Annotated in this window: 14 protein-coding genes; 2 read left to right on the top strand and 12 right to left on the bottom strand. The window is 47.3% G+C overall.

Annotated elements, in window-relative coordinates; translation table 11 throughout:
• Window positions 1–6: 6 nt before the first annotated feature.
• Window positions 7–474, top strand: coding sequence for a Uma2 family endonuclease (locus tag GJR95_RS05230; protein ID WP_162384876.1), 468 nt, complete (start codon window positions 7–9; stop codon window positions 472–474).
• 26 nt (window positions 475–500) lie between these two features.
• On the opposite strand, the gene GJR95_RS05225 is transcribed toward GJR95_RS05230, so the two are convergent.
• The 12 genes from GJR95_RS05225 to GJR95_RS05170 form a co-directional block, all read right to left on the bottom strand.
• Window positions 501–1,604, bottom strand: a complete 1,104-nt coding sequence (locus GJR95_RS05225) for a DUF2911 domain-containing protein (protein WP_162384875.1) — start codon at window positions 1,602–1,604, stop codon at window positions 501–503.
• A gap of 626 nt (window positions 1,605–2,230) precedes the next feature.
• Entirely contained in the window at window positions 2,231–4,648 is a 2,418-nt protein-coding gene (locus tag GJR95_RS05220) for an ABC transporter permease (RefSeq protein ID WP_162384874.1), read from the bottom strand.
• A gap of 186 nt (window positions 4,649–4,834) precedes the next feature.
• Window positions 4,835–7,249, bottom strand: a complete 2,415-nt coding sequence (locus tag GJR95_RS05215; protein WP_162384873.1) for an ABC transporter permease — start codon at window positions 7,247–7,249, stop codon at window positions 4,835–4,837.
• 57 nt (window positions 7,250–7,306) lie between these two features.
• Window positions 7,307–7,765, bottom strand: a complete 459-nt coding sequence (locus GJR95_RS05210; RefSeq protein WP_162384872.1) for a YybH family protein — start codon at window positions 7,763–7,765, stop codon at window positions 7,307–7,309.
• Between the two features lie 2 nt (window positions 7,766–7,767).
• Window positions 7,768–10,173 (bottom strand): ABC transporter permease, encoded by a 2,406-nt coding sequence (locus tag GJR95_RS05205; RefSeq protein WP_162384871.1) that lies wholly within the window; start codon window positions 10,171–10,173, stop codon window positions 7,768–7,770.
• Window positions 10,174–10,191: 18 nt separating this feature from the next.
• Window positions 10,192–12,573, bottom strand: coding sequence for an ABC transporter permease (locus tag GJR95_RS05200; RefSeq protein WP_162384870.1), 2,382 nt, complete (start codon window positions 12,571–12,573; stop codon window positions 10,192–10,194).
• A gap of 70 nt (window positions 12,574–12,643) precedes the next feature.
• Window positions 12,644–15,019: an ABC transporter permease gene (locus GJR95_RS05195; RefSeq protein WP_162384869.1), complete on the bottom strand. Its 2,376-nt coding sequence runs from the start codon at window positions 15,017–15,019 to the stop codon at window positions 12,644–12,646.
• Window positions 15,020–15,394: 375 nt separating this feature from the next.
• Complete coding sequence (locus GJR95_RS05190) at window positions 15,395–15,991, bottom strand: hypothetical protein (RefSeq protein ID WP_162384868.1); 597 nt, start codon at window positions 15,989–15,991, stop codon at window positions 15,395–15,397.
• Window positions 15,992–16,189: 198 nt separating this feature from the next.
• Window positions 16,190–18,640 carry an ABC transporter permease gene (locus GJR95_RS05185; protein ID WP_162384867.1) on the bottom strand — a complete coding sequence of 817 codons (2,451 nt, stop codon included), beginning with the start codon at window positions 18,638–18,640 and terminating at the stop codon, window positions 16,190–16,192.
• A gap of 33 nt (window positions 18,641–18,673) precedes the next feature.
• On the bottom strand, window positions 18,674–18,868 hold the full coding sequence (locus GJR95_RS05180; RefSeq protein WP_162384866.1) for a hypothetical protein: 195 nt from the start codon (window positions 18,866–18,868) through the stop codon (window positions 18,674–18,676).
• 64 nt (window positions 18,869–18,932) lie between these two features.
• Window positions 18,933–21,350 (bottom strand): ABC transporter permease, encoded by a 2,418-nt coding sequence (locus tag GJR95_RS05175; RefSeq protein ID WP_162384865.1) that lies wholly within the window; start codon window positions 21,348–21,350, stop codon window positions 18,933–18,935.
• 181 nt (window positions 21,351–21,531) lie between these two features.
• The gene (locus GJR95_RS05170; protein WP_162384864.1) at window positions 21,532–23,889 is read right to left on the bottom strand and encodes an ABC transporter permease; all 2,358 of its coding nucleotides are present in this window, start codon (window positions 23,887–23,889) and stop codon (window positions 21,532–21,534) included.
• A gap of 92 nt (window positions 23,890–23,981) precedes the next feature.
• Here GJR95_RS05170 and GJR95_RS05165 point away from each other — a divergent pair, with 92 nt between their 5' ends.
• Window positions 23,982–24,140: a hypothetical protein gene (locus tag GJR95_RS05165; RefSeq protein ID WP_162384863.1), complete on the top strand. Its 159-nt coding sequence runs from the start codon at window positions 23,982–23,984 to the stop codon at window positions 24,138–24,140.
• Window positions 24,141–24,242 lie beyond the last annotated feature (102 nt).

Raw genomic sequence — 24,242 nt, 5'->3', positions numbered from 1 at the left:
TGCGGTATGGAAACAACATCATTTGATCTGATTGAAGAATTCCACTCCGAAGACATTATGTCGGTCAATCATTCTAAATTAATTCATCGGTTAAGCGTAACACTTGACCGTTACACCGAGCAGTATGATGTCTTGCCTGAACTGGAGCTAAAATTAAATGGCAAACCTGTCAAACCAGACGTATCCATATACCCTCGCCTGCCCGAAGATTGGGATAATGACATCATTTTTTATACACAGCCCCCTATCATAGCTATTGAAATTCAGTCGCCTAAACAGGCTACGACAGAAATTACGACCAAGATGAACGACATCTACTTTCCAGCGGGTGTTCAATCAGTCTGGATTATTATCCCCCCCCTTCGGTTAGTGTTTATTCAAACACCAGATGGTCAGAAAACGCCCTATACACAAGGAATTATTCAGGACCCGGTCACCAATATCGCCATTTCGTTTGACTCAATATTTAGATAAATTGTTGACCTCATCTACACTTTAGTTCACAAAGTTTTCCCTTCTGAAATCGATTTTATCATAGCCTCCACATTAGCCTTATTCAATGAATCAGGAGCCTGTGGTAAGGCCGCCCGCAAATAGGGCAGGGCATCTTTCGGTTTACCAACGGCGATCAGTGCCCGGCTCATGCCCATATTGGTTGTAAACTGATTCGGATTTTTGTCGTAGTTGGTTTTAAAAACTGCGTAAGCCTCCTGATCGCGCTTCTGGGAAAGCAGGGTGCGCCCATACTGATGAAGTTCGTTCATCGTGCCCATCGGCAACGCTTCTTTCATCAAAATAGAAGCTTCATCGGATTTATTAAGCGCAGTAAGTAAAGCTGCTTTCGCGCTAAGTGTCTGAAAATTCTTTTGCCCAATATACCGCGCGCTTATAGCCTGATCAGCCCAAACCAGTCCCTGTTTCAGATCATGGCTCGTCGTCAGGCAGTATGTAGCAGCCTGCACCAGCGATTCCCAGGTGAATCCCGGCTTCGAAAGCAATTCCCGCCGGAACGATGCCATTTGCTGACCAACCATATCCACGCTCACCGTGAACGGAATCATCCGTTTCTCCCAGCTCAGAGCAACCGCAGCCGAGCTATCCGTCTGATTGACGAACGAATACGTCAGCAATTCCACCGACCGGTCGAGTGCCTGGTTTTTCACCGTCACGCGCAGGACGTCCAATGCCGGATCGTAATAATAGCTTCCCCAGGATACGACTATTCTGGAAAATATAACGGTGGTTTCCTGTTCGCCAAGGTTCATAAACAGCCCGTACGTACCGGCAGCCAGCGCTTTACCCTCAACTCGTACATCATCCGAAAAGGTAATCGTTGTTGTTTCATTGGCTCCGGCCCGCCACGGAGCCGCCTGACCGGGCCCGTACCCAAGATCCTGAAAGCCATAGTGAGCAATGGATGTTCCCCAGATTTTCCCTTCCCTTCCTTTCACACCGGGCCGGTCGTAATGAATGGTTACAGTCGCCAAACCAATCTGTTCCGAGACTGATGCTTTTTTATTACCGCCAATTGGGGGTGTAGTCAATTGAGCCCAGCTTACGAGTGATCCATGCAGGAGAGCGATAAAAAGCAGTGTGTTACGCATGGGTTTTAACAGAAATAATCCAACGCCTAACTTCATCAAATGTCGCACCGAAAATACAAGACATTGACTGCTAACTTATTAAACTATAAGCTCAATCACTAAATGTCCGGATTCGGACAATGGGCGGACAGAAATAGGGACTAGATCGTCGCCTATTTTTTATTGGAGCCATCGCTATGAATAGCAATCATAAAGATTACAGCTATGCACACGCAGGTGTGGCCGTAAGCAGCAAACCAACCGGCCCTTTTCGCTAGCTGGGCAGTATAAAACCCAATGGACATTATTCGAGGGATATGACCGTTTTTCGGGACAATGATGGAAAAGCGTATCTGATTCACGCATCCGAAAACAATACGACTAGGCACGTTTGCCCGTTGTCGGACGATTATCTACAGCCAATCAACCGTTATGTCCGCACTCTTAAAGGAAAACAGCGCCAAGCACCGGCTATTTTGGCCTTTTTCAGAGGTCAAGTCGGGGAAACTTGACATTTCGTGGCAGCCCGAATCGTTGACAAAATTCTAAACGTTGTCAACGACTCTCTACTGGCCGAACCCACCAAACGCCTGCTCAACAAAGGCTTTGCTCTAACTTCTTGTTATGCCTGTGAACCCGTTCCTGCATTATTCGGAACGTAACGATTTGACTGGGTTCATCAGGGCCGCTTTTACGCTCTGGAAACTCACTGTTAGCAGCGCAATCAGCAAAACCAATACGAATGGCATCACAAATAGCCACCACTGAATGTCTGTGCGGAAAGCATAGCTCTGGAGCCACTGACTAACCGCATACCAGGCTAATGGCGTTGCAACAACAAAGGCAATCAGAATCAGCACCGCAAATTCCTGATAAAGCATTTGCACAATCTCACCCACCGACGCGCCCAGCACTTTTCGAATACCAATCTCTTTCGTCCGTTGTGCCGTTGTAAATGAAGCCAGACCAAACAGGCCCAGGCAGGCGACCAGAATAGCTAAGCCAGTAAACAACCCAAATACCTGCCCAAATCGCTGGTCAGCACGGTATTGTTCGTTAAAGCGTTCGTCCAGAAACGAATATTCAAACGGATTGCCGGGGAAAAAGTGATTCCATTCCGTGCGTATAACATCAACCGTGTTATCGAGTTGTCCGGATGCCAGCTTGATGGAGAAATAACCCCGCACATCTGGAATCAGGCGCAGAATAAGCGGTTCGTAGGCATCCCGCAATGACTGCTGATGGAAATTGTCGGTAACCCCAACCAACGTAAATGTTTCACCCCAGAATTCAATCTGTTTGCCAATGGCCTGATCGGGCTGATCGAATCCAAGCTGTTTGGCGGCCATCTTATTGAAAATGAGCGCCTTTGGATCACTCCCGAACTCTTTGGCGAAGTTGCGGCCAGCCAGTAGTTTCAGATCGAATGTTTTTAGAAAATCGTAGTCAATGCCAATGACCCGGTATTGTTTGCTTTTACTTTCATCCATGCCTTTTAATCGAATGCCGCCCGCGTTCCAGTCCGAAGCCTGGCCGGGCACCACGGTAGAGGCTGCAATGGAACGGACACCCGGCCGGCGAAGCAGTTCTTCCTTAAACGCCAGCATCTGCCGCATAAACGTCGAGTCAGTTTTAATAATCGGCGGATTGATTACCAGCGTTTGCTCGATGTTTAGACCGAGACTTTGCGCCCGCATGAACTGAATCTGGCTGAAAACGGCCAGTGTACCCACCAACAGGAACAACGAAGCTGCAAACTGAAATACAACCAGCGACTTACGCAAAACAATGCCCTGCCGCGAGGTGCTTACTTTACCTTTCAGAACCGATACCGGTTTAAATCCTGACAGGACAAACGCTGGGTATAAACCCGAAAGAAACGCACCTACCACAAAAAGCCCGACCAAAGGCAACCAGAACATGCGGCTCCCTAACAGCGAAAATGACAGTTGCTGGCCTGACAACTCACTAAATATGGGTAACGACCCGACAACGATCAGCAGAGCCAGCCCAACAGCCAGCCCATTCAGCAAAACAGACTCTGTCATAAATTGCCGAATGAGCTGTCCGCGCAACGAACCTACGGCTTTCCGTACGCCCACTTCTTTAGCTCGGTTGATCGCACGTGCAGTGGCCAGATTGATGTAATTGACCCAGGCAATCACGACAATAAAGAACGCAATTGCCAGCAACAGATACACCGTTTTGCCATCACCGTTAGGCTCTGCTTCTTCCATGAAATGCGAGTACAAATGAATATCCCGCAGCGGTTGAAGCGTATAGACAGCATCGGAGTCGTATTTTTTTAGCTCAGCGCCGATTGTCTTCTGAATATAGGGCACAAACTTAGCTTCGAGCGCTTTCGGGCTGGCGTCTGAACGGAGCAGCAGGTACGATAACGCGCCATCCCACATCCAGGCATTATCGGGATTATTGTCTTTCCCCATCTCCTTAATAAAGGTTAAATGTGGAATCAGCAAATCGGCATGCAGGTGTGTATTGGCAGGCATGTCCCGATAAACGCCCGTTACTTTGACGGCCTGCCGCTGGTTGATGCGGATCGTCTTGCCAATTGGGTTTTCAGACCCGAACAGTCGTCTGGCTACTGATTCGGAAAGAACAACGGTGTTGGGTTCGGCCAGCGCGGTAGCAGCAGTCCCGGCCAGCAACGGATACGAAAAAATCTTAAAGAACGACTCACTGGCAACGAACACCCGCTCGACCTTCAGGCTTTTTTCGCCATAATCAGCGATGAGCGCCCGGCGTTTCAGCACTTTAACATAATCGTCGACCTCACCGAAATTGGCTTTAAACGAATTACCGGCGGCCTGTGCCCCACCTACCCATTGCGTACTGAGTTTACCTTTATCGTACCGATCCTGCCGAACGCGATAGATATGGTCGCCTTTAGCATGAAAATTATCAAAGCTTAATTCAAACGTAACGTATTGCAGAATGAGCACACAGGCTGCGATGCCAATGGCCAGCCCCAGAATGTTGATTGCCGAAAAGGCTTTGTTACGGGTAAGATTCCGCCAGGCGATTTTGATGTAATTTCGTAGCACAGAGTAGTGGGTTTAGAAAATGCTGTGAGGTATCGAATGCACGGTTTTCGGCTCCATGCCATTTGCGCGGTAAAGACGCAGCAGAATTCAGAAAGCTGCTTGGGCCGACAAAAAAAGCGTGGTCGGTCCGTCGTCACGGCGAGGAATAAGCAGCCTCGTCCCACGCTTTTTGTACCATGATCTCCCCTATTCTGTTCGAAGTGATTTGGCCGGGTTTGTTAAAGCTGCTTTTAGAGACTCGTAACCTACCGTTAGTACCGTAATAACGATCACCAGCCCGAAGGTTAGAGCAAATACCCACCAGCCTAGTTGAATGTGATACACATAGCCCCGAAGCCAGCCATTCATCAGTAACCAGCCAATGGGAGCAGCCAGCACAAATCCAATTACCAGTAACCGGCCAAATTCACGGCCAAACAGCCAGAGCAGTTCATTTATACTGGCCCCCAGCACTTTTCGTACACCAATTTCCTTCGTTTTTGCCTCGGCCATAAACGCGACTAAACCATACAGACCGAGACATCCAATGAGAATGGCAATGAGCGAAAACACCTGCGCCAATCCTAACAGGATGCGTTCGGTGAGGTAAAACTGGTTCAACAGATCATCGACAAAATCGGCTTTGAAGACGTGCTCAGGAAACAGCTCATTCCAGTTATCTTCAACGGCTTTCACGGTAGCGGTGAGATTGGCAGGATTCAGTTTCAGGGCCGCCATGTGGTTTTCTCGATAATAATTCAGGATGGTTGCTGGCGGAATCGCTTCCCGCAATTCGCTCAGATGAAAATCATTGACGACGCCAACGACAGTTTTTGTGCTACCCCAAATCTTGATCTGCTTCCCCAGCACGTCGGCTGGAGAACGAAGTCCCAGTTGTTTTATCATCGTTTCGTTGACCAGCGCTTCGCTATTGGTTGTGTCGTTATTCAGAAAATTCCGGCCAGCCAGCAGCTTAATTCCAAACAGCGGAACGAAATCTTTATCGCCGACTTTAACGGCTGTTGGAAATTTCTCCGGTTCGGTATGCGTATCGAAGGTGAATGGAACCGGAATTCGGCGGTACGAAGCGGGTGGTTCGGCGGCCAGGGCTACCTGCTCAACGCCCGCAATCTGCCGCAACTGATTTCGCAGCACGTCCTGCTTCAGAGGATTATTGGTCGGAACGAGTATAGTCAGGATAGCTTCTTTACGAAAACCCATATCCGTCTGCTGCATATGCCTCACCTGCGCCATCATAACAATGACCCCAATGATGAACAGTTGGGTAATGAAAAACTGCATCACAACCAGCCCGCGCCGAACCGATACGCTACCAACCTGTTTGGCGGTCAGTTGCCCGTAACCCGCCCGCAGTGCCGCCACCGGGTTGAAACGTGCCATCACCAGTGCCGGATAAAAGCCAGCCAGCAGAACCACACCCACCAGCAGACTCCCAAACCAACGTAACGAATCCGGCTTAAACACATCAAGAATCGATAGATCAGTTTTCAACACGGCCAATGCGTTGTTCAGCATCGGCAGGCAGAAATAGGCCAGCACCAACGCCAGCACAACAGCCATCAGCGTCACAAGCGTTGTTTCGGTCATAAACTGCCCGATCAGCTGCCCGCGTGAACTACCCATCACTTTCCGAACACCCACTTCTTTCGACCGTTTCAGGGCATGAGCGGTGGCGATGTTGATGAAATTGATGCAAGCCGCCATCACCAGAAACAGGCCGACAATAATCAGGGCGTAGAGAATAGGCCGGGGTGCCTGCCCGCCGTACATTGGATTATGGTTCAGATCGTCGAGCGTTAGTGCATGAAAGTCCAGTTTCTTTGCCTCGACCGTGTTCAGGTATTTCTGCCGGATCGCTGGAAATACGCTGGTCAGACGATCAACGGGAGTTCCTTCGCGCAGGGTTACAAAACACAGCGTTGAAACACTTTCCCAATTCTGCATCGCCTGCTTTCCTCGATCGCCAATCAGCGCTGGAATAGTAGCATATGAGATGAATACATCGTAGCGTAGCTTGGTATTAGATGGAAGGTTTTTAACCAGTCCCGTAACCGTCAGATTCGTCTGGTTATCAAAGCGTACTGTTTTGCCAATTGGATTCTCCGTACCAAAATATTTCCCGGCATATCGTTCCGATAACACCACCGTATTCGGTGCCGACAGGGCTGTTGCAGGATTTCCGCTCACCCATTCCGTATCGAACACATCGAAAAATTGCGGTTCTGTAAAACACAGGTTACGTGACTCTTCAAACTTTTTGGTGTAACCGCCTTTACCATCAGGTATACTGATGATGCGACCGAACATGTTTTCGAGCCGGACAGCATGCTCCACAAAAGGCATATCCCGGCGCAAAACCTCCCCTAATGGGCGTGGTGTAGCATCCGTGGGAACAACATTATCCTGTCGGATGTCGGTAACGATCCAGAAGGTACGATCAGCCTTGGCATGATACTGATCGAAACTGAACATATAACTGACCAGCAGAAAAATGATGATACCACAGGCCAGACCTATGGATAATCCGACGATACTGATGGCACTGACTTTACGGTTGCGCCAGAGGTTGCGCAGGGAAATTTTCAGATAATTCCGAACCATATCACTTAACTAGTAAAGGATTGAGAATAGACGTTTCAATTCGTTTACTGTAAGAGATTATTTTATCGAATTATCCATATCAGCGGCAATAAACCAGCGATTATTTTCACCCTGACGCAGCGCCAGAATAAACTTCCCAACATCAGCGCCCGTCTCCTGGTAACGATAAGCGCCAATGATATACCCAACGGAACCCGATTGTGCAAACGATAGTGCACGCAGGTAAAGCGGACCGCCCGCGCCCCGATATGCCTGCTCCAGGCCAGCGTGGCCACGTACGGGCGGGCGCTGTGGCTGCATGACAAACCCATCGGGAACGAATAAGGCAACCAGCGCTTTTGTATCCTTTGCCTTCCAGGCTCGTTCATAATCACGCAGTACGCGGTCGATTTCGGGTGGCAATGTCACCGATGGCAACTGATCGGCGTTAACGCTGGCTGATCCTGATGATGATGACTGTGCCAACAGAGGATTCGTACCAGCGATGAAGAAAAGGATTAACAGAAGCGATTTCATGTCTATTCAGCTCTGAGGCTCTTGACCGGATTCATCAAGGCTGCTTTAATGCTCTGGAAACTGACCGTCAGCAATGCAATTCCGACAGCCAGTAAACCCGCCAACGCAAATACCCACCAGTCAATGTCGATCCGATAGGCAAAATCACGCAGCCACTGGCTCATGGCATACCAGGCGATTGGTGAAGCCAGCATAATAGCAATCAGCACCAGTTTCAGGAAATCTTTGGAGAGAAGTCCTACGATACTAAACACCGAGGCTCCAAGCACTTTCCGAACGCCAATTTCTTTGGTGCGCTGCGCCGTTGTGTAGGCCGATAAGCCAAACAGGCCAAGACAGGCCAGAAAAATGGATAGAAAAGCAAAGACACTGAAGATTCGGCCGGTACGCGTTTCAGCTACATAAAGCTTATTGAACTCTTCGTCCATAAATTCGTACGAAAACGGGCGATCAGGTATCAATGTTCTCCATTTACGTTCCAGAAACTGGAGGGTGTTGGGCAACTGGCTACCCGATAGTTTAACGAGCAGCACTTCACCGCCCATCTCCGGAAACAGGATTAGTGGGCCAATTTTCTGTTTCATGGAAGCAAAGTGAAAATCAGCGACAACGGCTTTGATTTCGCCCTTTCGATTGCCACCCATGTCAATTTTCTGGCCAATGGCCTGCTGCGGTGTCCAGCCTAGTTCTTTTACGGCCGATTCATTCGGGATAAAATGGTAGTAATTCAGGCTGTCGCCGTCGGGGTGCATGGCTTGCTCCACATCCATTTGCGTTAAATCCCGGCCTGCAACCAGTTGTAGTCCAACCGTTTTAATGAAGTCCTCATCGATCTGTAAGCCAGCAACCATCTTGTAGTTTGCATCAGGTCTGTTGGCCCGGCGCATTCCATAACCGCCATTGATAAACACTGGCGATTCAGAAGCCAAAGAAACCTGCTGCACGTCGGCACTTTGCCGGAACTCGCTCTTCAAGGATCGTATTTTTTCCTTAACCTGCTTATCGACAGGCAGCATCAGTACATGGTCTTTGCTGTAGCCTAGTTTTTTCTTCTGAATAAACGTCAACTGGTTCCGAACCAGCAACGTACTAATGATCAGAAAGGCCGTAATGGCAAACTGAAACACAATCAATGCCTTACGAAACTGGCCCGCTCCGGCGGTTTTCAGGTGACCTTTCAGCACACGTATTGGCTGAAACCGTGCCAGCACCAACGCCGGATAGCTGCCCGCAATCAGGCTCACTACGACGCCCACACCGAGTAACAACAGAAGATTGGCCGGTTGGAACCAGACGCCAACCGAAAATTGCCGGTCCGACAGTGTGTTGAACACGGGGAGCGTCAGGCTGGCTAGTAGCAAGGCCAGCACCAGGGCGATTGCTGTTACGATGACCGATTCGCCAATGAACTGACCAAACAATTGTCGCTGCATAGCGCCCATCACTTTGCGAACGCCAACTTCCTGGGCCCTTTCTACGGCGCGGGAGGTTGCCAGGTTAACGTAATTGACGCAGGCAATGAGTAAAATCAGTAAGGCAATCGACCCAAAAATATAGATGTATGTTAGATCGCCATTGGGTTCAAAACTTCCTTCCACATCCGAGTATAAATGCACCCGGCGGAGCGGTTCGAGATTGTAGGTCAGGTAATTACTGCCCGACATTTCCTCCTTGCTGAACTGCGTTTTCATAAAGCCCGGAATTTTTGCCTGTAAATAGGCAATGTCTTCGGGTTTACGAAGCAATAAATAGGTCGCGTAATTGGCAGAGTACCATTCTTCTGACTTAGCCGCAGGAAGCGTCATAAACGAAGTCAGCAAATCGTATTTGATCTGTGAATTGGCGGGGCAATCGTTTACCACACCCGTTACGGAATAATCCCGAAACGAGCCACCCGTATTAATGCGCAAAGTTTTGCCTACCGGATTCTCCGTACCGAAATATTTTCGGGCTGTTGTTTCCGACAAAACCACCAGATTTGGTCCGGCCAGCGCGGTCTGCGGATTTCCTTTGATCAAGTGAAATGAAAACAGGTAAAAAAACGCAGAATCGGCAAATACAATTCGTTTTTCACTGAATTGCTGGTCGCCATTACTCACAATACCGTCCCGATTAATGAGCCGGACACCTGATTCTATTTCCGGAAATTGACGACCAAATTCAGGAGCGACTTTCGTGCCCGTTTGCGGTATTTTAGCCGTATGACCTTCCATACTATACTCCATCGTTACCCGCGCAATTCGGTCTGCTTTCTGCTGGAAATCGTCATAGCTTAGTTCGTGGGTAATGTACATGAACAGAAGCAGGCAGGAAGCCAGTCCTACCGACAGTCCAACGACGTTGATACCAGAGAATATTTTGTTTCTCCACAAGTTCCGAACAGCAATTTTCAGGTAGTTTCGTAGCATATTAGCAGGGCTTTATCATCATTCAGATCGTAAACTCTTCACTGGATTTGTCAATGCGGCTTTGATACTCTGCAAACTGACGGTTACGAGGGCAACACTTCCGGCCAAACCACCCGCCAGGATGAATACCCACCAGTCGATATCAATTTTGTAGGTGTATTGCTTCAGAAATTGACTCATCGCATACCAGGCAATGGGTGTTGCAATCACAAAAGCAATCAGTACCAATTTTAGAAAATCCTGCGACAACAGCGAAACGATACTGGCCACTGTAGCGCCGAGTACCTTACGCACGCCAATCTCTTTGGTTCGTTGCGTTACCACAAATGACACCAAACCAAAAAGGCCTAAACTGCCGATAAAAATACCGACAATGGCAAATAATGTTAGAAAGTTAGACAGTTTCTGTTCGTCGGCATAGAACGTTTGTAATTCCTGATCCAGAAATTTTGCCTCGAAATAATAGTTCGGAAAAATCGCTTTCCAGTATTGTTCAATGTGAGCGAGTGCTTTCGTAGACTGGCTCGGATCTATACGTATACTGGCCTGCTGAAAATTCCAGTCGGCGTACAGAAAAACGTGCGGAACAATAGACGATTTCAGGCTTTGCGAATGATAGTCTTTGACCACACCCATGATGGTAAACAAGTTTCCATCCGATAACTTAATTCGTTCGCCAATTATCTTATCTGGCCGTTGATAGCCTAAATCACGGGCGGCTTTCTCATTAATAATCGCCACTGTATTTGTATCGGCCCGCGTCCATGAACGACCAGCCACCAACGGAATTTTGAAAAAGTTGAAGTAGTTGGTATCGACGTATTGAATGCGAAATGTGGATTGGCCTTCGGGTAAATTTCGGTGATGGATCGTATTCCACCACCAATTGTGATTACTCGACGGTGTTGTTAAGGCAAATGCGACATCTTTTACTTCCGGATGCTGAAGCAATTGCTGCCGAAACCGTTCGCGCACGACCGCATTGCCCCGATCGGGCATCGTAACGGTTACAATGGCAGCTTTATTAAAGCCCAGATCTTTCTGATAGAAGTAGCGAATCTGCCTGATGCCAATTAACGTACAGATAACCAGCACCTGGGCAATAACAAACTGTGTAACAACCAACGACTGCCGCAGCGTAATTCCGCCCTTGCGCGGCACAAACAATCGGCCGCGCAGTATCCGAACCGGCTGAAAACCCGACAGCACCAATGCCGGATAGCTACCTGCCAACAACGTCACAATTCCACCCAGAATGAGCAGAAATGAAACTGTACCATGATCCCAAACATGGGATTGGTTCACCTGCGTATTCAGCAACTGATCGGCATTGCGAATTAGCTGGGCTGCCAGGAAACTACCCAAACCAATAGCGGCAAAAACCAGAAAGGCCGTTTCGCCAAAGAATTGTGCAATTAGCTGAATTCGAGTGCTACCCAGCACTTTTCGTACGGCAATTTCACGACTACGCTGCACAGCCTGCACCGTCGCCAGATTAATAAAATTGATGCAGGCAATGAAGACCAGAAACAAGCCGATGCCTGCCAATGTATACAGCATCCATTCGGGAAGTACATAATTATACGGGTCGGCATCGCTCTGTGTATCGAGATGGACGTTCATTATTGGCAATAGGTCATATCCCGTATAGGCAGATTCATTCTTATGCTGGCTTGCCAATGTGGCCAACAGTGATTCAATAGCAGATGGAGACGCCCCAGCTTTCAAGAGCACATAGCCATGATGCATTGAATCGCCACCAGCCCAGTAATTTTCATGGTTATATTCCGGTTGAATTCGCTTTAACGTCTCGCGGGAAGCCAGCACTTCAAACTGAAATTCGGTATTAACCGGCATTTTTCGGATGATTCCCGACACGGTGAGATCAACATTGTTTCGAATGCGGATTGTTTTGCCCAGTGCGTCATTGCTGCCGAAAAAACGGCGGGCAGTGGGTTCATCCAGAACTACCTGAAACGGTTGATTTAACGACTGCATGGGCGAACCTTTCACCCATTCCACATCAATCATGTCGAGAAATTGAGGTGGTGCAAAAAAGACATGCTTAACAGTAAAAACCCGTTGGCCAACTTTCAATCCATCCGATTCGATCGCATACGTATTGACGGCTTTCTCGACACCCGGTATCTGTTCATTGATGGCTTTAATGAGGCCCTGCGGCACATGAGAGCCCTTTTCTCCAAATTTATCATTGGCAATAAGCCGATACAGCCGGTCAGCATGCCGATGATATCGATCGAAACTATACTCAAACCGCACAATCCAGAATAACACAATGGCAACGCCCAATCCAAGGGTCAGACCGGTTAAATTGATGAGCGCATAATTCCGGTTACGGATCAAACTGCGCCAGGTGGTTTTGAGGTAGTTTCGTAGCATAGTTTTAGGCTTTGTATCGATTGGTTCGTCCGTGCAACCTGTTTGCCGCACGGACGAACCAATCGATACATTATTCGGATCGCAAACTCTTCACCGGATTCATCAGGGCCGCCCGAATGGCCTGATAACTAACAGTCAATAAGGTAATTACAGTGGCCCCAATGCCCGACAGCACAAAAATCCACCAGGAGATGTTTGTACGGTATTCGTATTCCTGCAACCAATCGTCCAGGAAGAAATAAGCAATTGGCGTTGCAATCAGGAAGGAGATGATGACCAGTCGAACAAAATCTTTGGAGAGCAAGCCCCATAGATTCAAGACGGAAGCACCCAGCACTTTCCGAACGCCAATTTCTTTAATGCGCTGCTCGGCAATGAACGATGCCAGACCAAACAGCCCTAAACAACTGATAAAAATGGCCAGTACCGCAAAAATCCGGGCCAGCTTTCCAACGCGCTCCTCCGACCTGAATTTAGCATCGTACTGTTCATCAGCAAACTTGAAATCAAACGGACTGTCGGAGTCGTATTTTTTAAAAACCGCTTCTACTTTCTTAAGGGCATCTTCTACCGGTGCATTAGGCATTAGTTTGACATTGATCACATTCGCCCAATCATAATTTACCATAAAAATGGTTGGTTTGATCGGTGTATAAGGCGACTCCATGACCATGTCTTTCACCACACCGACAACCGTACAGGGTTTGTCATTGTAGCGAATGATTTTACCAACAATATTTTTCAAACCCGTCAGCTTAACAGCGGCTTCGTTCAGGACAAAAGCGGAGGTATCGGTTGAGAAATCCCTGGAAAAATCCCGACCTTCTTTGATTTTCCAGTTAATGGTTTTTCCGAAATGATGGGTGCAGGCAACCACCCCAAACAAGGGTATTGATTTCGGATCTTTCCCCTCCCATTCAAAACCAATCTGGTTCGACCAGACGCCCGTTGTGGGGCTGGATGATTCGCTCATTTCATAAACGGCTCCTGATTTCAGCAAATCATCGCGTAAGGGATCGTATTTCTTGTTGAGATTGGAGCTTAATGAGATTTGCAGCAATCCCTGACGGTCATAGCCAACGGGTCGATTTTTGGCATGCTGAATTTGTCGAAAAACGATAATGGTACCGATGATCAGCGTAATGGAAACGGTAAACTGAACCACGACCAACACCTTGCGCGGTACAGCTGCCCACCGGCCCACTCTAAATGTTCCCTTCAGCACCTCCAGCGGATTGAACGACGACAGATACAATGCCGGATAACTACCTGACAGCAAGCCCGTCATGAGCGAAAATCCAATAATCATCGCCCAGAACAGAGGAGCCTGATACGGAATACTAACCTGCTTACCCGATAAATCGTTGAATGCCGATAAAGAAATCAGAACGATCAGAATGGCTAAAACCAGCGCAAAACCAACTACCAGCAGAGACTCGCTCAGAAATTGGGTAATGAGTTGTTGGCGGAGCGAACCAACGGCTTTGCGGATGCCTACTTCTTTGGCTCTTTTTTCGGATCGGGCCGTGCTCAGGTTCATAAAATTGATGCAGGCCAGCAGCAATACAAAGACGCCGATAATGGCAAATAGCCAAACAAACTGAATGGCCCCGCCTACATTTTTTCCTTCTTTAAAATCAGAGTATAAATGCCAGTGACTCATCGGATGTAGAAAATACTCCGGATTTTCCTGGGGCGACGTGTGCTTTTTCTCTACGTCTCTGATCTTGGCCGAAACCTTATTCATGTCGGCCTGGTCAGCTACCTGAACGAAGGTTTGAAACGAGTGATTACTCCACTGTTGCTGCGACTCTTTTACCCAGGATTGTTCGGCCAGATAGGCGCTCCAGGGTATATAAAATTTTGTATCGTAAAAGTCGGAGTTAAACGGTATGTCTTCAAAAACACCCGTCACTTTCATGTTGTTTTTACTGTCAATTTTAATGATTTTGTTGAGTGGATCTTTATCCCCAAAAAGGACTTTAGCAACCGACTCCGACAGCAAAATAGAAGCGGGCTCTTTAAGAGCCGTAGCATACTCACCTTTGAGCATCTTGAGCGAGAGCATCTGTGGAAAAACCGGCTCTACATACATGCCCTCTTTATTGATTTTCTTGTCCCCATTTACCAGCAAATGCCCGAAATTCCAGGATGCCAGCGATGCGTATTTGAAATCGGGAGCATATTTGGTTTTTATCTCGGTGGCAGACGGAATAGAAACGGCCCGGCTACTTCCTGTGGTGCCATTGAACGTCTGATTGATGTACAATTGTGCTAGCCGATCATATCCTTTATGGAATTTATTGAAGGATAGTTCGTCGTAAATCCATAAGCCAATGAGCATAGCGACTGCCATACCTACGGCTAAACCAAAAATGTTGATAAACGAATAAACCTTGTTTTTGGACAGGTTCCGGAGGGCTATTTTAAAATAGTTTCGCAGCATAGTGTTAGGGGTTGATTGAGCGTTTCTCATGCATTAGCAAAAACCCCGTGCAGAGAGCTACTCACAGACATCGTAAAGATGCAATCGGGATCAGAAACGCTGCTTTACGGCATTAAAAACTTACGATCAGCAAGGAGTAGCCCGACAATCCCGGCCAATTTCCGTTCTACCTGTAAGCAACATCCTATAAATAAAAATAACAGTGACCAATACGATCAATGTTATTCTTTTACAGCCATAACCGCTTACAAAAGTTGACTATCTGATGGCGTCAACTTGGTTCGGACAAGGAGATGATTTTCTTGGTCAGGGCATAAAAAATTTAGCAGAGAAACGATTTCCCTGCTTATAATCACCTGCCCTACGCAGTTTTACCTATTGATTCATGGATTTGATACCCAGACTACGTTCAGTTTCCTGAATGATTGCCTTCTTTTCGCTCTCGCTTTTGCCGAGAACATTAGCAGTACGCTCGAATACGAGTTCATCACCGTCTTTCTTGAACGTATATTGCATCCAGAGCCGACCGTTTTCTTTGTCTTCCCGATGAATGACTGATGCCGGAGCTACATCACTTGACGATAACTCATGCTTCGATGTTGCAACAATTTTTTCGTCGCGGTTCGTGTCTTCGTTGGTGTTCACGATAACCATAGAAACAGTTGATTCATCATTCTGCTTCTTCTTGTACTTTACGTCGCGCTTACGCTCATTGAATACTCCCGCATAACGACCATCAAATTCCTGATCCAGCGAATCGAGTATATGGTTTTCCAATGCTTTAACCGCTCTCGCATCCAGTTCAGATACATCGAATGAGCGATTGAAATGCAGGGAGCGCCCTGATTGTTCAGCATCAACACGAATCCGAAGTTGCTGACCGTCGGTCGTCACTTCTTTGCTAAACGATGACCGTTGCGCCACTGCGCTAAAGCCGACTGCAAGGAGGAGGAGGGTAAGTAGCGTTTTCATAAATCGGCAGCGGTTGCGTCTTAATTAGAGGTGAGCATAGTTGTGCGTATATGTTTCCAGCTAGGATCATGCCAAGCTATTAACTTTCTAAATATCAATATATTACAGTGAATACAATACGAAAAATGTCCGAAAACGGACATTTTTCGTACGGCAGTGGACAATCAGAATCACACAGCGGCTTACCCGTCATTCGGCCTATTCCGCCCGCAAACTTTTGACCGGATTAACCAGGGCTGCTTTAATGCTCTGGAAGCTAACGGTTAGTATTGTTACAATAACAACCAGTAAGCCTGCCAGTGCAAACACCCACCAGTGAATGTCAATCCGATAGGCAAAGGCCATTAGCCATTTGTTCATGGCCCACCACGCAACCGGAGAAGCAATGACAAGTGCAATCAGGACCAAAATGACAAAATCTTTCGACACAAGTCGAACAATATTCGTGACTGACGCGCCTAATACTTTCCGAATGCCAATTTCTTTTGTTTTCTGCTGCGTTACGAGTGATACCAACCCAAATAAGCCCAGGCATGAAATCAGAATGGCCAGTCCGGCAAAATAACTAATGAGTTTACTCAACCGTTGTTCCCGTTCGTAGCGCTGTGCCAGATTCTGATCAACAAATTCATAAGCAAATACTTTCTCTGGAAAATACCGATCCCACTCCTGCCGTATCGCGTCTAGTGTTTCGGGAACCTGCTGAGGCTGAATTTTAATCGAGAATAATGTCAATAGCGGCTGATCGATGGTCAATAGCATACCTTCAATCGGGTTCTGAAGCGATTGATTATGAAAGTCTTTCAGCACGCCAACAATCTTACCCTGTTTGCCTTCGAGATTTACAGACCTGCCGATGGCTGCATCTGGCGACTTCCAGCCGAGTTGCTTTACGCCCGTTTCATTAATCAGGAACGCCGAGGTTTTATCAGTCGGATAGGCTTCAGAAAAATTGCGTCCGGCCACAAAGGTCAATCCATACATTTCAGCAAAATTGTGATCAACGCCCATCGCCCCAACAAACAGATTGTCATCGGGTGTGTGTCCCTCAGGAATCACATTTCGCCGTACCGCACCATCACCCATTCGACGGGTCGATAACGTTACTTCTTTAACGTGCGGATTTTTAAGCAGAACCTCCCGAAAAGTCTTCAGTCGTAGATAAGCACTGTCGGTACGCGTGGCAAATACGTTCGTAATTTTATCATTTCGGGTATTGGCGGTGATGATAAAGTCTTTATCGAAACCCAGCGGTTGATCTTTCATATACCGAAGCTGCTGGAACGAAATTATAGCCCCGATAATCAACGCGATCGATGCCACAAACTGCGCGCCTAACAATACTTGCCGTACTGCGCCACCCCGCGCTTTGCCGCTCACAAAATTGCCTTTAAGCGTTGTTATCGGCTGGAAACCGGATACAAAAAAAGCGGGATAACTACCTGCCAATAGCCCGGTCAATAAGCCCATTCCGACAAACAGCAGGATTAACCCGCCATTGGTCAGAAAATAACTGATCGTAAGCTGTTTACCGGTCAGATTATTCAATACGGGCAGCAGTAAAGCAATCAGAAATAGAGAAAGCAGTAAGGCAATACTGCTAAGCAATACTGACTCTCCCAGAAACTGCCCAATGAGTTGCTTCTTTTCACTACCAAGCACTTTACGAATACCAACTTCTTTGGCCCGCCTGAGCGAACGTGCCGTCGATAGATTCACAAAATTGATACAGGCAATCAGCAGTGTAATTACTGCAATGCCAATAAATACATAAATGTAGGTCATGCTTCCCGAAGGCTCAGGCCCACTCTGTGCGTCAGAACGAAGGTGAATGTCTTTCAGCGGTTCGAGCGAATAGACAATGTCGTTAGCGAACTGTTTATTGGCATGATCGAGCAAAAATTTGGGGAATCGGGCATTCACCGATTCGGGCGATCGGCCGGGCCGCAACAGCACATAGGTATATCCATGCGAAATAACCCAGTTTTGCGGGAGATTTTCCCGAACCAGATCGCTTTCAGTGGCAAACATTGTCTCATAATTCGAGAGCAGATCAATATGAATGTGCGAGTTATCCGGAAACTTATCTACAACACCCGTTACGCGCAATGGATGTTGTCCTTCATAGATCAGGGTTTTACCAAGCGGGTTTTGCGCACCAAAATATTTGGCGGCTATTTCGTCGGTGATTACAACGGTAAACTTGTCTTTCAGTGCTGTTCGGGCATTACCTTGTCGGAAATTGAACGAGAAAATATCGAGCAATGTCGAGTCGCCAAAGAAAAATCGTTCTTCATCGTATTTCACTGGCCGGGTCTGTTGCAGGCTAGGCACTTCAATCGTCGCACTACTTCTATACACGCGTGCTGATTTCTCAATTTCCGAAAATGCACCTGTCAATAGCGGAGAAACTGGCGGTGGCGTCAAGGCCAGCGGCTCCGTCAAACCGGCAAATTTGGGTAAATACGAAATCCGATAAATCCGGTCAAATTTCTGATGAAATGTATCGTAGCTAAGTTCGTGTCGAACAAAGAGCAGAATCAGAAAGCAACAGGTTAGTCCGACTGTCAACCCGACAATGTTGATGACGGAAAAACTCATCTGACGAAGCAGATTTCGGTACGCGATTTTAAGGTAGTTGAGGAACATGATCAAAAATTTATGTAGTAACCAGTTATCAGATTAGCCAGCCAGATGACCAGAATTGTTCATCAGTCTTACTCGTAATAATCGTAACTGACGGTTCAAATCCCGGATTTCCTGCAGATAATGCGAATAAGCGTCTGGATTACAATCTCTCAAGCCGCTTCGATGGCCATATAAGGCGACCAGTGCATCCCGTCGTGCACTTAATTTTTCGTATAGTTGAGTAAGCATGGTTTTAGGATTTGTGCTATTTAGAGCCACAGGCATCTCGCAGTGATATACTTGTGGCTCTAGACTATTCGGAACGTAATGATTTTACTGGATTCATCAGGGCGGCCTTAATACTTTGGAAACTAACGGTTATCAGCGCGATGGCAATGGCTAATGCGCCTGCCAGTACAAACACCCACCAGTCAATATCAATCTTATAGGCAAAGTCCTGCAACCATTTATTCATGGCCCACCACGCAATGGGTGAGGCAACGACTATGGCAATCAAAACAAGTTTCAGAAAATCTTTCGAAAGCAGGGTTACGATGCTGGTTACGGAAGCGCCCAGCACTTTGCGTACCCCAATTTCTTTGGTCCGTTGCTGGATCGATATTAACGCAATGGAAAACAGTCCCATACACGACAATAAAATAGCGACCCCGGCGGCCGATGAGAAGATGGTAGCCAACCGCTGTTCTTTTTTATACCAGCGTTCGGTGTTTTCATCCAGGAATGACCCAATAAACTCCTGCTTCGGCGCAACCGTCTTCCAGGCTTTTTTAATGCTTTCCACCGCGCCGGTCAGGTTTTGAGGATTTACCCGAACCAGAATGTATTGAATGGGAGAGTTCGATTGCATTTGCAGCGCAATGGGCTTGGCTTCCTGATGCAGTGAATACAGATTGAAGTCAGAGACAACACCAACGATCTGAAACTCTTTGTTATCAGGCTTGATGAACTTACCAACTGGGTTGGCTTCTCCCAACTGCTTTGCCATACTTTGCGTAATGAGTATGGCCGAACTCGAATCGGTACTGAACGATGTACTAAAATCACGGCCTTGTAGTAATTTGACACCCATCGTTTTCAGGTAATCAGTATCAATCCGTAGCCAATCGCAGGTGATATTCCGTTTGCCATACAGAAAGCCATACATCATGCGCGATGAGCTTCCATCCAGCCCTGCCCCAATGTTAACGCCCGAACCCGATACGGCGGCTATGTTTGGTTGATTAGCCAGTCGGTCGCGCATGGTTTTCAGCGCATCGTTACCATTCAATTCGTTCCCTACCGGTATGCTGACAACCTGTTCCTTATCAAGGCCCATCGGTTTCTGTTGTAAATAATTGATCTGCTGACGTACAATGACTGTACACACAATAAGCAGGCAAGCAATGGTAAACTGGGTAACAATGAGCGAATTACGGAGCAAGCCGGGTCGACTCATCTTCACTCTCCCTTTTAGTACCTCAACGGCGTTGAAGCGTGTTACGAACCAGGATGGATAGCCGCCAGCCACCAGTGTAATGCCCAGAAAACCGAATCCGGTAATAAGCAATACGCTTGGTTTCAAAAAATCGGCCAATGTCAGATGGCTTTGAAACGATCGATTAAAGTAAGGTAAGGCCGAATAAGCTAACCCTAATCCAATCAATAAAGCGCCCAGACAAAGCATCAGTGTTTCGCCCCATATTTGCCCAAATAACTGGACACGCTGTGCGCCCAGTGACTTCCGAACGCCCACTTCGCGCGCCCGTGAGAACGATTGAGCAATTGTGAGGTTGATAAAATTAATACAGGCAATCGCCAGGATGAAGAACCCAACCAGCAACAACGTGACTACGTAGGTGCGGCTAATACCAAGCCCATGCGTGGTTTCGGTATCAAAGTGAACAGTTAATAGGGGTTGTAAAATCAGGCTTCGCTGGAAACCCAGCTCATTTTTTGGATAGCCTAGCTCCTTTTGCTCTTTATTGTCTTTCGCAAAGTATTTGTCCATGAATGCCTGCGTCCGCCTTTGCAGCGTTTGCGGGTCCGTACCTGCTTTTAGTTTGACGTAGACATCATGATTACCATGATCCCAACGGCTTTTATTTTCTTCATAGTCGCCCGCGTTTTCGCTTCGAATAAGCGCATCGTAATCGAATGTTGAATTTTTAGGCGCATCACTAACCACACCTGTGACCGTAAAGGCCTGCCAGGTGTTATTCATCCGAAGCTGGAGTGGTTTACCGAGTGGTTCTTCCATTCCGAAAATATCCCTGGCCATGCTCTCGCTGATGACAATGTCACTCAAGCTATTCATCGCCGTTCCTGAATTACCTTTCAGGAGGGGAAACGTGAACATTTTCAGGAAATCAGCACCGACCATTCTGACGTTTTTGCCGTACGTCTGATCTTTCCGCCGAACGCTCGCCGTTCGGTTAAAATAGCGGGAAACCCCTTCGATCTCCGGAAACTCCGCTTTGAGTGCGGGCGAAATCGGATAAGGCATCGTGCTACTTTTGTCGGGCGTACCATCCCGGTTGGAGGACAGGAAATAGAGACGAAAAAGCCGGTCTGAATCGGTATGAAACCGGTCATAGGATAGTTCAAAGGTGGCTGTCAGAAAAAGCAGTACACATGTCCCAAACGCGACCGACAAACCAACAATGTTAATCAGTGAATGTGTACTGTTTTTCCAGAGCGTGCGGAAGGCTATTTTCAGATAATTGCGCAGCATACGAATGATTATCAGTATATTTTTAGCTCAAATTTATTTTCAACAGTCATCTACGTACCTATTAGGACTCAACAAACTTTTCGGCAGACTACGCTTCCTACAAATGATTCTGCTCGCTAAAAGCACCAGGCCAGTAGCGAGCAGAAAAAAGAAAAAGCTACTTCATACCGTTTAAGGTCATTTATTCGCTTCGTAAACTCGTAATCGGATTCATCAGGGCCGCTTTAATGCTCTGATAGCTTACCGTTAGAAAAGCGATTAATAGTGCCAGCAGACCAGCAACACCGAAAATCCACCAGGTCAATTCTGTCTGGTACGCAAACGTCCCCAGCCATGTACTCACAGCCCACCAGGCTAACGGCGAAGCCAAAACAAGTGCAATAACGACGAGTTTCAGGAAGTCTTTAGAAAGCAACCCAATGATGTTTGTGACACTGGCGCCCAGCACTTTGCGTACCCCAATTTCTTTGGTGCGCTGCTCAGCAGTAAATGCTGCGAGGGCAAATAATCCCAGACACGAAATCAGAATAGCAAGCATGCCAAAATAATTGACGAGAGCGTTCACCTGCTGTTCACTACGGTATAATTTTTCGTAGGCTTCGTCAACAAAATGATAGTTGAAGGGGTAATTCGGATTAAACTCCTTCGTGATCCGTTCTAAATCGGCGATGGCCTGCTGGGTTTGACCAGCACGGGTTTTTACCAGCAAATAACTTGTATTCAATGGGTTAAAAACCAATACCAAAGGATTAATGGCTTCGTGTAATGAAGTCAAATGAAAATCTTTCATCAGCCCGACAATTCGCCCTTTTCCGCTCCAAAACGTGATTTCTTTACCAACGGGGTCTTTCATTCCCATCAGTTTAGCCGTGGCTTCGTTGATCAGGTAATTTGATGAATCGGCGGGACTATCTGCCCGAAAATCGCGACCACCTACCAATTTGATATTCATCGTTTTAATGAAATCGGCCCCGATAGCCATCGCTGAGACGGTTGTTTGCAGAGCCGGGTCTTTGCCCGTCCAGTTCAAATCGCCGGATGTGCTCTGTACACTTACAGGTAGCGACATCGCCGTTGATGCCGATGCAATGGATGGTGCCCGTAGTACCTCCTGTCGGAATGGTTCCAGCTTTTTAGGCTGAGCAATTTCGCCTTCCAGGGGTACATAAACCACGTTTTCACGATCAAGACCCAGGTTCTTGGTCCGCAGATAATCCATCTGTTTACCCACAACCAGCATGCCAACAATCAGGAAAATAGAGAGCGAAAACTGAAAGACAACCAACGCCCGCCGAAACAGCGCAGGCCCGGAACCGAACTGTAAGCGACCCTTGAGAATTTTGATGGGTTGCAGCGATGATAGAAACAGAGCTGGGTAGCTTCCTGATAGAAAGCCGGTTATCAGCACCAGCATTGTGACGATGAGCCAGAGTGTCGGCTCGGCAAGATTAAGTACGATCTGTTTTCCGAATAAGGCATTAAAGGTTGGCAAAACTGCCCAAACCAGCCCGAATGCCAACACAACGGCTACTAAACTCGTAACGATTGATTCACTCAAAAACTGTCCGATCAACGACGAACGTAAAGCACCAACCACTTTTCTGACGCCCACTTCTTTGGCACGCATTGCCGAGCGGGCCGTTGCCAGATTCATGAAATTGATACAGGCAATGAGCAGGATAAACAGCGCAACAATCGAGAAAATGCGAACGTATTCAATCCGTCCCCCTACCGACTGACCATTTTTGTAGTCTGCATACAGGTGCAGATCGGTCATGGGTTGCAATGTTGGCCGTCCTGAATCGAAGTTTTTCCCTCCGTAACGTGGATAGATATGTTTCATGGCGGCTGTTGCCTGGGCAATCGTCGTATTAGGCTTGAGCCGAACATACGTATAGAATCCGTTATTGCCCCAGGTTTTCATCCAATCCTGCTCCTGTACTTTCCAGTTTACGAGCCAGTCGAATTGCAGCGTTGAGTTATGGGGCAAATCGTCGATTACGGCACCAACCACGTAGAATTTGTCATTGTCGAGTTGAAGTGTTTTACCGATAGCCTGGCCGTTTGGAAAATATTTCCCGGCTATCTTTTTGGTAATAACAATCTGATTCGTTTGGGCCAGGGCCGCTTTGGGATTGCCATCAAGTACAGGCAGATCGAATACACCAAAAAAATCATCGGTGGCATAATGACCTTTTTCTTTGGCGTTTCTTTCGCCGACTTTTATCAAAAGCTCCGGCCCGTAATTAATCTTAGTGACAGCGGCCACTTGAGGCACATCTTTCGCAATGGCTTCCTGTAAAGGGCCGGGCGTGACGAAATTCGTAACCGTTTCGCCATTATAAGGAAAATTAACCCGAACATACTGAATTCGCTCTGCGTCGGGCAGAAAGCGATCATAGCTTAATTCATCACGCACCCAGAGCCCAATCAACAAACTGCAGGCCATGCCCAGCGCTAACCCCAATACGTTGATGGATGAGTAGAGTTTGTTCTTTAACAAACTCCGAACAGCAATTTTGAGGTAATTACGGAACATAGCTATTGGGGTTAACTTTGGCCTAAAGCACGTTTGAACCACTTCCAGAAACAATACTTATTGAAGTTTATGGAAGCCTTGTTCCTGATTTAGTGCTATACGATTTTCAATCAGAACAGGCCAAAGTCATTGGTAAGGTTTGTCAGGCAAATGACCTTAAAGACGAAACCGGTAAAATTATCCGGCTGATTGGCGAAAATGAGTATGCTATTCCGGCAGGCTTTGTCCTCAACGACAAGACCCAGGAATGATAGCGGTAAGGCAACCGCATCTACTTTTCCCAGGTCTTGCAGTTGGACTTAAATTCCTTCGCAGGTTTTTGGCCCAGAGCCGTGCCACGGTTTGTGTTGTTA

The sequence above is a fragment of the Spirosoma endbachense genome (assembly GCF_010233585.1).
In the GTDB taxonomy this organism is placed as follows: Bacteria; Bacteroidota; Bacteroidia; order Cytophagales; family Spirosomataceae; genus Spirosoma; species Spirosoma endbachense.
The sequence above is the reverse complement of the archived record's forward strand: the minus strand, read 5'-3'. Positions and strand labels throughout refer to the sequence as shown.

Coding starts and splice junctions, on each gene's coding strand:
- GJR95_RS05230 (WP_162384876.1), top strand. CDS start 7: ATGGAAACAACATCATTTGATCTGATTGAAGAATTCCACTCCGAAGAC.
- GJR95_RS05225 (WP_162384875.1), bottom strand. CDS start 1,604: ATGCGTAACACACTGCTTTTTATCGCTCTCCTGCATGGATCACTCGTA.
- GJR95_RS05215 (WP_162384873.1), bottom strand. CDS start 7,249: ATGGTTCGGAATTATCTGAAAATTTCCCTGCGCAACCTCTGGCGCAAC.
- GJR95_RS05210 (WP_162384872.1), bottom strand. CDS start 7,765: ATGAAATCGCTTCTGTTAATCCTTTTCTTCATCGCTGGTACGAATCCT.
- GJR95_RS05205 (WP_162384871.1), bottom strand. CDS start 10,173: ATGCTACGAAACTACCTGAAAATTGCTGTTCGGAACTTGTGGAGAAAC.
- GJR95_RS05200 (WP_162384870.1), bottom strand. CDS start 12,573: ATGCTACGAAACTACCTCAAAACCACCTGGCGCAGTTTGATCCGTAAC.
- GJR95_RS05195 (WP_162384869.1), bottom strand. CDS start 15,019: ATGCTGCGAAACTATTTTAAAATAGCCCTCCGGAACCTGTCCAAAAAC.
- GJR95_RS05190 (WP_162384868.1), bottom strand. CDS start 15,991: ATGAAAACGCTACTTACCCTCCTCCTCCTTGCAGTCGGCTTTAGCGCA.
- GJR95_RS05185 (WP_162384867.1), bottom strand. CDS start 18,640: ATGTTCCTCAACTACCTTAAAATCGCGTACCGAAATCTGCTTCGTCAG.
- GJR95_RS05180 (WP_162384866.1), bottom strand. CDS start 18,868: ATGCTTACTCAACTATACGAAAAATTAAGTGCACGACGGGATGCACTG.
- GJR95_RS05175 (WP_162384865.1), bottom strand. CDS start 21,350: ATGCTGCGCAATTATCTGAAAATAGCCTTCCGCACGCTCTGGAAAAAC.
- GJR95_RS05170 (WP_162384864.1), bottom strand. CDS start 23,889: ATGTTCCGTAATTACCTCAAAATTGCTGTTCGGAGTTTGTTAAAGAAC.